Genomic DNA, 12,736 nt, shown 5'->3' on the forward strand with positions numbered 1-12,736 from the left:
ATGGATCAGTCTAACACTTTATTTTCAAAGAACACAAAGGATGTGTGAATGCTCCGACGATCGTATAGCGATCATTTTGCCCAATAACATGCTTCATGAGATCAAGGATGGGTTTTTCATCTTCCACGATCATTACCTTAATCACTGTCGTCTCTCCTTTGGCAGTTTCGTTTGTCCCGATGCCTCCATGTGATCTTCCTTATCTATTGTCGGTAGAATGGACTATGATTTTAAGAACAAAAAAAAGTGAGAAACAGGCCTACTCACTGTTCCCCACCTTATAACGAAAACCATATGTATAGATTGCTGGTGCCGGTAAAGGGACTTGAACCCCCACGGTTTCCCTCACGATTTTGAGTCGCGCGCGTCTGCCAATTCCGCCATACCGGCCTATCCAAATAAAGAAACATGGTCGGGAAGACAGGATTCGAACCTGCGACCCCTTGGTCCCAAGCCAAGTACTCTACCAAGCTGAGCTACTTCCCGTTTGCCAGCGATATCGGACCTTCCGTATTCGACAATTTCCGATAAGTACTGCAACACTTACATACTATACAGGCAAATTGAACCAATATCAATACCGGATTTTTTTGGAATATAGTCTTTTATTCCTATTTTTTACAAGATAGTGAACATACACCTGAAATCCACTTATTTCCCCCTACATGGCGCACAGCTTTTGCCACATGGTATTTGTCGTTTTAATAAATCTTGCGGCAGGTTAAACGGATAGTCCAGCGGATGACGCCCTATTACGATCCAGCGCCCATTCGGCAGCTTCTTTAGCTGGTACACACGGAAAAACCGATCATCCGAATCAAAAGCGAACCATACTGCAATCGTCGCCCTCCTGCTGCCCGAAGACAGTACTTTCGATTTGACAATCGGTGGTGCTCCTATCGTATCACCTACAGGGATCGCGAGTTGTCCACGTATACGTCTCAAATCAAGATTACCGATCACGCGGTTTGCCAAACATGGGGTCATAAATTTTTGCAGGAATCGACGAATTTTCACCTTGGAATTAAACCGCTTCGGCAAAATGATTCCGCGATCGCCCACTCGTTTGCGAGCTGAAAAGATGATCGTAAAAAAAGCTTGCTCTGCCAATCGAATGACTTGCACCCATTGCTGTTTCATCTGACGTCCCTCCCCCTGTCAGATTATGCATCTCAGCAGGAAAACGGTTGGACGCCTGATAACCCTATACATAAACCGTTGCGAAACGGACAAATTAATACGGTGTTCCCATCATCAAAAACCCGTAGGAGGTATACCATGCCTAGCCAAATTAATACCGACTCGCTTAAAAAAGCAGAGGTAGCCACCACTCTCGCGAAAAACATGATCACACAAGCGATCGAGCAATCAGCGGCCAACCCACAGCTGGCAGAAGAAGCCCTGAAGCAAGCCACTCAGGAAATTGCCCAAGCCCAAACGATGGTATCACAGGTCCAATCCACGATTCAAACCCAAGCGCAAGCGCAACAAAGCAAATCCTAAAAGAAAGCAGGCAGACCCAAAGGAGACTGGTGGTTTGCCTGTTTTCCCCATACAATAGCAATAGCTGTACGATTTTTGCTAAAAGGTGGGGGACGTATTGCCGCAGCTCCAGGGATTGAATCATCTGCTTTTTTCTGTTTCTGATTTGGAGAGATCTTTTTGTTTTTATCGGGATGTCCTGCGGGCAAAGCCGCTTGTACGCGGTCGCAAGCTGGCTTACTTTGATCTGAATGGCTACTGGCTGGCGCTGAATGAAGAAGCTGACATCCCTCGCAATGAGATTGCTCAATCTTATACTCACATGGCTTTCTCCATCACGGAAGAGTCATTTGAAGAGTGGTACGCGCATTTGGAAAAGCACGGCGTTCACATTTTACATGGTCGGGACCGTTCCGAACGAGATAAGCAATCGATTTATTTTACCGACCCTGATGGCCATAAGTTCGAATTACATACGGGGACTCTCCAGGATCGTCTAGCCTATTACCGTGACGAAAAGCATCATATGACATTTTTTGAATAATCGATGACATTGGTGAGTTTTCTTAAGACTTTTCACAAAATCATAATAGTTCCAAAGAATCAACTCTTTTCTTGGATGCTATAATTAAAAAGTACTTCTGGCCTATTCTCCTTATGAATAGGCCCGTTTTTCGTAAAAATATGGAGGGATTTTATGTTTGGTAAGCGTGGCGCTCAAACCATTACCGCCTCAATTCAACAAAGCGATGTCCAAATGCCCGATCAGCTACAGGGAAAAGTTCATTTTTTGCAAATTAACCAGACGGACCTTGATCGGATGAAACAAATTGAACCACTCCTGACCGAACACCTAGAGGCTATTACAGAGCGTCATTATCACATGCTTCGCCAATACTCCCATCTCATGCAAATTATCGAGTCACATACGACAGTCGAGAAGCTGTCTGTATCGTTTCGCCGTTATTTGCAATCACTTCCACACGCCAAGCTAAACGATGCCTATGTATCCGGCCGAGAAAAAATCGGGGAAGTCCACAGCAAAATTGGACTTGCGCCAGAATGGTATACCGGCTCTTACTTGCGTGTCTATGAATACTTGATTCCTGCCATTATCAACACCTATTCGAAGCGTCCTCAAGAATTATCATCCGTCTTGTTGGCACTCATTAAGGTCATCACACTCGATTCGCAAATCGTCCTTCAATCGTATCAGGAGGATAATGATTACAAAGTCATTGATCGTCTGGGCGAAGTTCTTGAGTTAGTGATTCAAATCGATAAATTCAAGCATGTATTGGATACATTAGAGGATACGACGATAGAAGCAAGCAATGTAGGAACTGCTGCCGAGCAGCTAAGTGAATCGGTGCAGAAAGTAGCCCAATCAGCTGTGTCCGTTGCGGAGAGTGCTTCTACTACAATTGAGCAAGCGTCAATGGGCAAGGACATCATTCAAGAGTCGTTAACGAGCTTTCTTTCGATGGCAGATGAATTCCAAGATATGCAGTCAAAAATTTCTCAGTTAATGACGTCGATTGCAGAGGTTTCCCAAGTCGTACAAGTCATCCGTAACATTGCCGACCAAACCAATCTGCTTGCCTTGAACGCGTCTATTGAAGCTGCTCGTGCCAATGAGCACGGTCGTGGCTTTGCTGTTGTAGCCGAGGAAGTGCGAAAGCTCGCCGAACAGACAAAACAATCTGTCCAAAGCATTACGGCTACGATTACCAACGTCCAAAATGAGGCTGTCCACGTAAAAGAAACGGCCACTCTCATGAGCGACCATTTTAACGAAAAAGTGAATCAGACTCGTGATGCAATCGGGATTCTCGGGGATATTGTGCAAAATATCGAGACAGTCGGGCATTCAACCGGACATATTGCCGCCTTAGCACAAGAGCAGTCTGCTGCCACCGATGATATATCGATGCGTATTTCTCAAGTCCAGACGAATATGGAGCTGGTCGCTCGACACGTCTCGAACGCTGGTCAAAACGTCTACGATGTCGGCGCTGGCATCAACAGCCTGCACAAGGCGAGCATCACGCAAACGAACCACTTAAAGACCAAGCATTATTTACGTATCGTCAAAACTGACCACCTCTTGTGGAAATGGTGGCTGTACAACTACATGCTCGGGTACCATAATATCGAAGAAAAAGATCTCGTCGATCATCATCAATGCCGCTTGGGGATATGGTATGATGAGGCCTTGAACAATCCATCCGTAAGCACACTGCCATCCTTCAAGCAATTAGATGCACCGCATCGACAGTTCCACGAGACAGTTCGGCGTATTTACTTCTTCGTCAAGCAAGGGAAACACGAGGAAGCAGAAGTCGCTTTTCAGACACTGGAAGAAATTTCAGAGCGTATTCTCCTCGTTCTGGATCAGTTAGCCAAGGAAGTTTCCTAACGTTATTATCTATCCGTCTTTTTCCTACCAAGCTGCCTTTTAGAGGCGGCTTTTTTCGTTGGGATTCGGTTTAGCTCAGCTGCAGATAGCGGTTTGGTACGTGCGTTGTTTTGTCTCGCTCTTTTTGCTTTGGCAACTGACCTGCCTGTACTCCCTGTTGCTCTCGCTACGCCTACGCCAAACGCCTGCAAGGCCCAAACAACTGGAAACGATATCGAAGTCCTGCCATCAGCTGAACCAGCAAAATTCACTGCTGCAGCGAAGTTGCCCGCAGTCAGCCAAACGGAACCGGAATCGCCAGGCAAGGAGATCGGGACCGAACTTCTGATGACCGTCTGATCCCGAAAACGGATGGTACCCAATCCCCCATAGTTTCCGTAACTAACATCAATATCGGTACGGATCGATTGAACCGTTCCCCAGGCCAGCCCTGATGAACGCCCTACCTTTTTCAATCTGCGTCCGATTCCATACGAACGAACAATACCTGGAACTCTACCCACCGTTGCATAACGCGGTGCAAGGAGTCGATTCGAAGTGGGGATACTAAGCGCAGCATCGATACGATTGACAGCATTTTTCCGGAGTCGAACATACCGATACAAGCGCCCGATCCGATCTCTCCCTGAACGACCGCCATCTGCACCTCCAGGCTGGATTGTCTCGGTAAAGCCGCTCGTATTGTTTCGATTCAATACGTGATTGTTACTCAACACAAAGCGCTGGCCTCCCCGCGAAACAATCAAGCCTGCCGTTCCTGAACCCCCTGGATGCCCGATGCTATATCCAGCGATCACAGGTCTGATTCTGCCACGATAATTCGTTGCCAAGGGACGTGCAGCAGGATGACAGTGGCATCGTCCGGACGCGATCGTTCGAACAGGAACGGAGACATGTGCTTTCTTCGCCTGCCTTTTGACTAGGACGCAGCTCGGGCATCTCTTCGTCACCGCGGCACTGGCATTGACCGTATACAAAACGATACAGGCGCCGCCTTTTTTGTTTTTCCCATTTGCATAGCCAATCCCGATGCCAACTACACCGGGCATCCGCTTCCACCTTTTGACCAAATGCTTCTTGGCAAGGAGCGCTTCCTGAAAGGTTGCCATGGCACCCCTTCCTTTCTGAAGGTATATTTGTTCTACATGGTCATCGTATGTTGAACTTGGCCAGCACTGTTGGACGATCATCACTGCGGGAAAGCCTATTTTCTTTAAAAGCCATTTGGTCATACTGAAGTGGTGGGAGGAAACAGGAGAAAACGCTCCAGATTCTTGGGCCTTCTACTAAGGGGATTGACTGCACGGCTCCATGGAAAAAGCGAAACCGCGTCCAAAGTAGAGGTTCAGGGAAGCCGCTCAGAGGTGGACGCTTAAGGGCGTGTTTCGCTTTTTCCATTTCGCCTCGGCCGGCGTCCCAAAGATCTTCGCTTATTTCTCCTGTTTCCTTACGAGCTGGGGGTTTTTCAATGGCTTTGAAAGATTGGAAAAACTCCTTGATCCAGCTGCAGTGGTGGGAGGAAACAGGAGAAAACGCTCCAGATTCTTGGGCCTCCTGCTGGATGGCTAGACTGCACGGCTCCATGAAAAAAGCGAAACCGCGTCCAAAGTAGAGGTTCAAGGAAGCCGCTCAGAGGTGGACGCTTAAGGGCGTGTTTCGCTTTTTCCATTGCGCCTCGGTCGGCGTCCCAAAGATCTTCGCTTATTTCTCCTGTTTCCTTATGAGCTGGGGTTTTTTCAGGGCTTTTAAAGATTGAGAACTAACAATTAGCTACACCAGAGAAGAATATTTCCAGACGTTGCGACTTGTGGAGTCCTACCGAGGGACGGAGCACTGAGCCTAGTCTGAAAATATTCTTCTCTCCACCGTAGACACGTAGAGGTTTTTTTCTCCTGCTTCCTTACCACCTGAAGGTTTTCATATAGGCTTTGAAAGTTTGTGAACAAACGATCAGTTACACCAGAGAAGAATATTTCCAGACGTTGCGACTTGTGGAGTCCTACCGAGCAGAGAAGGGATTAGCGGGCAACAGAAACGCAACGTGCCCTACGACGAAGCGGCTACCACTTTTGCGTTTCCCCGCTAATCACTTCGGAGCGGGCAGTGCAATCCTCCCGAGGGACGGAGCACTGAGCCTAGTCTGGAAATATTCTTCTCTCCACCGTAGCCACGTTACAACAAAAAAAACCGCCACTCCCTATCCAAACAGGAAATGACGGTTAGCAGTTGTATCAAGTTAAGACGCTTCGGAAACTGTTACATTCGCCGGAGCAGCCTGTGATGCTTTTTTATTCGTATGAACGAGCAAGATATTCAAGATGACTGCGGTCAAAGAACCTGTCACGATACCGTTTTGTAGCATCATTTTTGCCAGTGTAGGCAGTTGATCAAACATCGCTGGAACAGCGGCAGATCCCAGTCCGACAGCGATACTGCAAGCGGCGATCAGCAGGTTTTCGTTTTTGTTCAAGTCAACCTGAGAGAGAATATTGATTCCAGATGCGACGACCATCCCGAACATAGCGATCATGGCTCCACCCAATACAGCGTTAGGAATGACAGTTGTCAATGCAGCCAGCTTTGGCAGTAATCCGAGAACGACGAGAATACCACCTGCACCAATCATTACGTCGCGAGATTTAATGCCAGTCAAGGAAACCAGACCGACGTTTTGCGAGAAAGCCGTGTATGGGAATGCGTTGAAAATGCCGCCGAGTACAATCGCAACCCCTTCCCCGCGCAATCCTTTCACTACATCTTGATCGGTTACTTTCGTATCCGTCACTTTACCGAGCGCAAAGTAAACGCCTGTAGATTCCGCCATGCTGATGATATTGACGAGAATCATCGTAACAATAGCTACAATACTGAACTGTGGAGTACCGAAGTAAAACGGTTCAACTACGCTAAACCAGGAGGCTTCCGCGACATTCGCGAAGCTGACCATGCCCATCGTGTAGGCTACAGCTGTACCGACAATCAAACCGAGCAATACGGAAATCGCACGAATAAATCCGGTAAAGAAACGATTAATAAGCAAAATAATAACCAACGTTCCTAAAGCTAAAAGCAAGTTGTGCGGTTGTCCGAAGTCCGGCATTCCTTGTCCGCCAGCCGCGTTGTTCATCGCGACGGGAATGAGCGATAGGCCGATGATCGTAACGACTGATCCTTGTACCACGGTTGGGAAAAAGCGTAGCAGCTTGCCAAACAGTGGGGCTGCCAAAACGACAAATATACCCGAGACGATAATGGCACCATAAGCAGTCGCTAGATTACTCGTCGAAGCAATGGCGATAATCGGGCCTACTGCTGTAAACGTACAGCCTAGCACAACAGGAAGGCGAATCCCTGTATAGCGTGTACCAAGAACTTGCAAGAGTGTGGCGATCCCGCATGTAAACAGGTCCGCAGCAATCAAATAAGCGATTTGTGTAGGAGTCAGATTCAAAGCACCACCGATAATCAACGGTACGACGACGGCTCCTGCATACATGGCAAGAATGTGCTGTAAGCCCAAAGTAACAATCTTATGTTTGGCTAGCATGAGTGAACCCTTACCTCCTATTTTATCTTTTGATTAAACGCGTGCAGGCTCGTCCTGAATAAAGTGGATGCCTTCCGGTGACATCGATTCAATACGTGCGAGTGATTCGATGCGCACGCCAGCTTGCTCCAAGAGACCGCGCCCTTCCTGGAAGCTTTTTTCAATGACTGCGCCAACCCCTACGAGATGAGCACCGGCATCTTTGATAATATTCGTAAGTCCTACCAAGGCAGCTCCAGTAGCCAGAAAGTCATCGACAATCAGTACACGATCTTCTTTGGACAAATACTGACGGGACACACTGATTTGATACGTTTCCTGACGAGTAAAGGAGTGAACAGGAGCTGAGTATACTTCCTCTGTCAATGTGACAGCTTTTTTCTTTTTCGCGTAGATAAATGGCACACCCAACACAAAAGCAGTTGCCATTGCGAAATGAATCCCACTTGCTTCAATCGTCACGACTTTCGTGATTTTTTCACCAGCGAACAGTTCGGCAAAGCGCTGCCCGATCTTCATCGTTAACTGTGGATCCACTTGGTGGTTCAAAAACGCATCCACCTTCAAAACAGATGCAGACAGCACCTTTCCGTCTTGTACGATGCGCTCTTGTAATTCTTTCATCAGTTCTTCCTCCTTGGATATGGTTCCAACCACTTTTGTGCAAGCGGCCTATTAAAATACAGAAAGCCCAGAGTGGACAGTGTCACAAAGCGGGCTACGTAAAAAAACCAACGCCAAGTGAAACTGTCCCTCTGGGCTTTTATCCCTAAGGTGTGACACATCATTCGTGCCTGCGTCGCTCGGACCAGCTATCTTCCAAACCTATTTTTGGAATAGGAAAGAAAGAGACGGAACCCTAGACGCACTTTCACTCGTAGTCAGGTGATTTACGGTCACCTGGTAGAAACGGTTGGGCCTTATTCCCAAAATTATACGAGCTTACCTATACGATTTTTCGTAACGCAATAACGAGTATTGACCAAATCTATCATAACTCCCTCGTGCTGAGCAAGCGTTAATTTTTGAAAGTGAAAGGAAGCGTTTTCATCTCCAAATAAAGGAAAGAGCCCTGATTTCTCAAGGGCTCTCGCTTCTATTTCTTCGGTTTTTTCTGCCGCATTTGAACGTTGATCTTCTTCCATTTATCCTTTTCGGCTGCTGCGAGTCTTGCGTCTTCTTTGCGTGCCAGATGTGCCAATTCGCGTTGGAGCTTCAGGTAACTGTCAAAGCGAGCTTTTTCCAGTGATCCCTCTCCTATGGCTGCTTGAACAGCACAACCGGGCTCTCGCACATGCTTGCAATCATTGAATCGGCATGTTTCCGCAATGGACTCGATATCGTCAAAGGCACCGCGAAAGCCTTCATCGGCCTCCCAGAGCTGCAGCTCCCTCATACCCGGTGTATCGATCATCAGGGCACCGCTCGGCATTCGGAACAGCTCGCGATGAGTCGTCGTATGGCGGCCGCGATCATCACCTTCACGCACGCCACTGACTTTTTGCATTTCCATACCGCTCAATTTGTTGATCAACGTGGATTTGCCTACACCAGAGGAGCCCATCAAGGCGATCGTCTGACCCTCGCCGAGATACGGTGCGAGCTGATCCAGCCCTTCCCCATGCTCAGCACTGACTACGTGAACAGGTACTCCGATCGCGACTGATTCTACCTCTGCCATACGTGCTTCCAGGTCGTCACACAAATCGGCTTTGGAGAGCACAATCACCGGATTCGCTCCGCTTTCCCAAGCAAGAATGAGATAGCGCTCCATCCTGCGTATATTAAAATCATTATTTAAAGCATTCACGAGAAAAACAGTATCGACGTTTGCTGCGACAATCTGCTCTTCCACAGTGTCCCCAGCTACTTTGCGGGAAAACTTGCTCTTCCGTGGAAGAAGCGCATGGATCGAGGCTTTCTTTTCCTCTGGACGGGCACTGATAACTACCCAGTCCCCGACAGCCGGATAATCTTCTCGACCTGTCGCTTCGTAACGCAGCTTGCCAGTTACTTCGCCCAGGAGCTCACCATGTTCACTCCACAGACGATAAATACGTTTATGTTCCAGTGTGATACGACCCACACTGTAGCCTTGATCGGCATAAGGGGCAAAATGATTGGTAAAGTACTCATTCCAGCCCATCGATTGCAATACTTGTTGATTGATTAGTTGATTCACTGCGGATTCCCCCTGCAATTGGTTAAATAAGATGGCCTTCAGCCAAAACCAGTCACAATCGAATCCTCATTTGGTGAACGGTATTATTGTTCGCTTGAAAGGAGGATTCCTGTGACCCCGACTACGACACTCTGAGCAAATTTGATGGCTACCATAAAACATCTCTCCTTTTCAAACCTACCATTCAGGTTTGGAATCATATTTCCCAATTATTGTACCATAATGAAACAAGATGCAACAGCGTCAATCTCCCCCGCCGCCACCACCACCACCACTGTCTCCACCACTACCACTACCGCTATCGCTTCCGCTGTCATAGCTGTCCCAACGATCGTCTGAGTCGTGATTTCGATTGTGATTGCTGTCTACATAGAAGGCTCCGCCCCCGCTGTCTGAAGAGGAATGAGAGCGTCCACTTCCGCCTTTTGTCGCTTTGGACGCCAAGACAAATACTACGATCAAAACCATGATGACGATAACAACGAAAAACTCCATTATTGTCCCCGTCCTTCCTCTTTTTTGAAGTTGTTTACCTATTTAGTATAACATAGGGGAGCTGGAACAGGCTGGGGCCGTGGAGGATGATTCCTTTTCATCCGGCAAAATGTCCAGATACAGGTGCGATCGCCAAAATGTTATCCAACACAAATACACGATACGCCTTCCTCATATAACAGTATGCTTTCAGGCTCCCTTTGTTCTCGTCGATATGCACAACACGGATCGTACGCCTGCTAGCCTCTCCATTTTTATTCAAATAGATGATTTCCACTGCTTGCTGCCTGGCTCCGTACCTTCTCAACTGTTGTATCATCAGGCTGTCACCACCATGAATAGTATCTTCTTGTTGTTGAAACCATCCTACCACAAGAGAACGCATGTTCGCAAACTTGTTCGCATCTACTAATTTTTCCCTCTACAAAAAAAGGGCATGCGCCCTAAAATGGACACATGCCTTATGCTAGATACAACTCAGCGCCTTCTAAGCGCACGTCCAAACACAATCAGAATCGGTGCCAGCAAAATAGCCGCCGCAACCAGAGAAGCACGAATCGAAAAACGAGTACCAATCCATCCGACAGCCGGACCACCTGCCGTTTGTCCCAAGGCATTGGACTGGCCCATCATCGACAAAACCGTCGCTCGCACACTGCTCTCAATGTTCAGATTCAGCCATGTATCATACAGCGGACTGCTTAATGACTGGATCACACCGATCAACAACAGGGCAAATAACGCCCAGCCAAAGCTTGGGGACAAGGCAAAAGCAACCATCGCTGCAATTTTGAGCCCCGTCAACGTGAACATGCCCACAAGGACAACCCGCTCATTGTTCACATCCAGCCTTTTTTCCACAACGCCCACGACGATGAGGCCAAGCAAGCTTGCCAGTGCGGCAATGATCCCGAACCACATTGGCATTGAAATAGCAGCGAGCTCTGGAAAGCCAATTTCTGCGATCAAATGCGCTTCCCACAAACGGTCATACCCTTCAGAAGCTGCACCCGTAAATAACGTCACGAACAAAATCAACATTAGAATCGGCTGGCTGCGAATCACTCGTGCCCCAGCTGTCCAGGTCTGAATCATTTCCGTCACGTGAGAAGCACCTGGCGTACGATCGCGACGAGTAAAGCCAGTCTCCTTCATAAACACGATCAGAAAGACACCAAGCCCCAGATACATGAGACCTCCGATGAGATACGGCAGATTGGGGGCAAGTGATGCCAATGCTACACTGAGCGCAATCCCGAGCAAATTACCAAACAAGGAATAGCGCTTGGCCTTCATAAAAATCGTCCCGATCTTCTCCTCCCCGACTTCGTCCACGATCCACGCGGTATCCGCTCCACTGATGAATGTATACCCAAGGCCACCAATCACTTGCGAAAGCAGCACCAAGCCGAACACAGAGATCAACGGTACCCAGACTTCAAGCGCGGGAAGGACCCCCTGCAAGGCAAACCCCGTACCAAGCAAAAACATTCCCCAAATGACGGAGCGTCGGCGACCATATGTATCCGCCACTACACCCGTTATCCCTTCAAACAGCAACACAGACAACTCCAATACGGTCCCGATCAAAAGAAGCTCAAACGGGTTGAAGCCCAGTGTCACAATATAGTAAAGCGCATAAGTCGTGAACATGGTCGTATTAGCCAAGGAAATCAAAAAACTCTTGATCGTATATACTTTTGTCGCATTCATGAACATGGAAGTAGTATCCACCTTTTTTTAGGCAGATGACGCGTTCCGTTTTCACGTACATATCGTTCCGTTACTGTCTTCTACTGCGCAAAATACGTACGCGTCATACTGCCGTTCATATTTTTCCTTCCTGTGTACTTGCTTGCTCTAATTAGTGTTTTTAACATGAGATACACCTCCGAAAGTAATTAACGCTATTATAGAATTTTTTCAATTGCCACACAACGAAAAAAGCTGTGCAGCATTGGACACACTGCACAGCTTGATTATGAAGTACTTACGCTTTTTTTCTAAACAAACCAACGATGGAGATCAGCAACGCCAAACCAGATAGTACCAATGGCAAGGTGTTGTTGCTGCCGGCACTCGCAGCTTCTGCAGGAGCTGTTGCAGGGGTTTGTTCTTTTCCTGCTTCATGTCCTGCTTCGCCTACACCAGCCTTAATGGTAGTAACAGACGCTGGCGTCTTGGAATCCTTGTCCCCTGTCCATTCCACAACCTCGCCATTTGCATAGGTCTGATAAGCCTTCCAAGCCAATTGCCCCTCTTCTTTCGGGTTTGCCCCGACAAACGTGAACTCCTGGAACTCATGCGCCTTGATTCCGCCTTCTGTTGCTGTCCACACAAGCGCTGTGTTCACACCGTCTTTATCTTTTTCGAACTCGTAGCTCCAGCCCGGAATCGGTTGAACGGAATTTACCTTCACACCTGCCGGGAATTCCAGCTTCACTTTTGTCGTGTTGACGTCCTTTTCTACCGGGACGCGCACCGTGTATTTTTCATAGGAGCCTGTAGTAGCCTCTTTCGGATATACGTTCACATGTGCTTGTGCTGCTTGCGCCAACGTCAAAACTGCACCCGCTACCAGTACACTGCTCATCCATTTTGCCATTTTCAT

At 47.8% G+C, this 12,736-nt stretch carries 14 protein-coding genes, 2 tRNA genes and 1 riboswitch; of the genes, 4 read left to right on the forward strand and 12 right to left on the reverse strand.

What is annotated here, in order from left to right; all coding sequences use genetic code 11:
• Positions 1 to 10 precede the first annotated feature (10 nt).
• From AB1L17_RS07415 to AB1L17_RS07430, 4 genes are all read right to left on the reverse strand, one after another.
• Positions 11 to 145, reverse strand: coding sequence for a hypothetical protein (locus AB1L17_RS07415; RefSeq protein WP_412846256.1), 135 nt, complete (start codon positions 143 to 145; stop codon positions 11 to 13).
• A 162-nt stretch (positions 146 to 307) separates the two neighbouring features.
• Positions 308 to 390, reverse strand: a tRNA-Leu gene (locus AB1L17_RS07420).
• 19 nt (positions 391 to 409) lie between these two features.
• Positions 410 to 486: transfer RNA gene (locus AB1L17_RS07425), tRNA-Pro, on the reverse strand.
• A 165-nt stretch (positions 487 to 651) separates the two neighbouring features.
• Positions 652 to 1,140 carry a hypothetical protein gene (locus AB1L17_RS07430; RefSeq protein WP_412846257.1) on the reverse strand — a complete coding sequence of 163 codons (489 nt, stop codon included), beginning with the start codon at positions 1,138 to 1,140 and terminating at the stop codon, positions 652 to 654.
• A gap of 138 nt (positions 1,141 to 1,278) precedes the next feature.
• Between AB1L17_RS07430 and AB1L17_RS07435 the strand changes: the two genes are divergently transcribed.
• The 3 genes from AB1L17_RS07435 to AB1L17_RS07445 all read left to right on the forward strand — a co-directional run bounded on the left by AB1L17_RS07435 (position 1,279) and on the right by AB1L17_RS07445 (position 3,901).
• Positions 1,279 to 1,503, forward strand: a complete 225-nt coding sequence (locus tag AB1L17_RS07435; protein WP_412846258.1) for a hypothetical protein — start codon at positions 1,279 to 1,281, stop codon at positions 1,501 to 1,503.
• A 97-nt stretch (positions 1,504 to 1,600) separates the two neighbouring features.
• Positions 1,601 to 2,026 carry a metallothiol transferase FosB gene (fosB, locus tag AB1L17_RS07440; protein WP_412846259.1) on the forward strand — a complete coding sequence of 142 codons (426 nt, stop codon included), beginning with the start codon at positions 1,601 to 1,603 and terminating at the stop codon, positions 2,024 to 2,026.
• Between the two features lie 153 nt (positions 2,027 to 2,179).
• Positions 2,180 to 3,901 carry a protoglobin domain-containing protein gene (locus tag AB1L17_RS07445; protein WP_412846260.1) on the forward strand — a complete coding sequence of 574 codons (1,722 nt, stop codon included), beginning with the start codon at positions 2,180 to 2,182 and terminating at the stop codon, positions 3,899 to 3,901.
• Positions 3,902 to 3,906: 5 nt separating this feature from the next.
• On the opposite strand, the gene AB1L17_RS07450 is transcribed toward AB1L17_RS07445, so the two are convergent.
• Positions 3,907 to 5,010, reverse strand: a complete 1,104-nt coding sequence (locus AB1L17_RS07450) for a chymotrypsin family serine protease (protein WP_412846261.1) — start codon at positions 5,008 to 5,010, stop codon at positions 3,907 to 3,909.
• A 359-nt stretch (positions 5,011 to 5,369) separates the two neighbouring features.
• On the opposite strand from AB1L17_RS07450, the gene AB1L17_RS07455 reads away from it, so the two are divergent.
• The gene (locus tag AB1L17_RS07455; RefSeq protein ID WP_412846262.1) at positions 5,370 to 5,513 is read left to right on the forward strand and encodes a hypothetical protein; all 144 of its coding nucleotides are present in this window, start codon (positions 5,370 to 5,372) and stop codon (positions 5,511 to 5,513) included.
• Positions 5,514 to 6,137: 624 nt separating this feature from the next.
• Here AB1L17_RS07455 and AB1L17_RS07460 read toward each other — a convergent pair.
• The 7 genes from AB1L17_RS07460 to AB1L17_RS07490 all read right to left on the reverse strand — a co-directional run bounded on the left by AB1L17_RS07460 (position 6,138) and on the right by AB1L17_RS07490 (position 12,736).
• Entirely contained in the window at positions 6,138 to 7,448 is a 1,311-nt protein-coding gene (locus tag AB1L17_RS07460; RefSeq protein ID WP_412846263.1) for a nucleobase:cation symporter-2 family protein, read from the reverse strand.
• Between the two features lie 33 nt (positions 7,449 to 7,481).
• The gene (locus tag AB1L17_RS07465; protein ID WP_412846264.1) at positions 7,482 to 8,072 is read right to left on the reverse strand and encodes a xanthine phosphoribosyltransferase; all 591 of its coding nucleotides are present in this window, start codon (positions 8,070 to 8,072) and stop codon (positions 7,482 to 7,484) included.
• Positions 8,073 to 8,306: 234 nt separating this feature from the next.
• A riboswitch (purine riboswitch) is annotated at positions 8,307 to 8,408 on the reverse strand.
• A gap of 136 nt (positions 8,409 to 8,544) precedes the next feature.
• Positions 8,545 to 9,630, reverse strand: a complete 1,086-nt coding sequence (gene rsgA / locus AB1L17_RS07470) for a ribosome small subunit-dependent GTPase A (protein WP_412846265.1) — start codon at positions 9,628 to 9,630, stop codon at positions 8,545 to 8,547.
• Between the two features lie 243 nt (positions 9,631 to 9,873).
• Complete coding sequence (locus AB1L17_RS07475) at positions 9,874 to 10,125, reverse strand: hypothetical protein (protein WP_412846266.1); 252 nt, start codon at positions 10,123 to 10,125, stop codon at positions 9,874 to 9,876.
• 97 nt (positions 10,126 to 10,222) lie between these two features.
• Positions 10,223 to 10,444 carry a WYL domain-containing protein gene (locus AB1L17_RS07480; protein ID WP_412846267.1) on the reverse strand — a complete coding sequence of 74 codons (222 nt, stop codon included), beginning with the start codon at positions 10,442 to 10,444 and terminating at the stop codon, positions 10,223 to 10,225.
• A 158-nt stretch (positions 10,445 to 10,602) separates the two neighbouring features.
• The gene (locus AB1L17_RS07485) at positions 10,603 to 11,844 is read right to left on the reverse strand and encodes an MFS transporter (protein ID WP_412846268.1); all 1,242 of its coding nucleotides are present in this window, start codon (positions 11,842 to 11,844) and stop codon (positions 10,603 to 10,605) included.
• 271 nt (positions 11,845 to 12,115) lie between these two features.
• Positions 12,116 to 12,736 carry a YcnI family copper-binding membrane protein gene (locus AB1L17_RS07490; protein WP_412846269.1) on the reverse strand — a complete coding sequence of 207 codons (621 nt, stop codon included), beginning with the start codon at positions 12,734 to 12,736 and terminating at the stop codon, positions 12,116 to 12,118.

The sequence above is a fragment of the Brevibacillus jepli genome (genome assembly GCF_047229145.1).
Lineage (GTDB): Bacteria > Bacillota > Bacilli > Brevibacillales > Brevibacillaceae > Brevibacillus.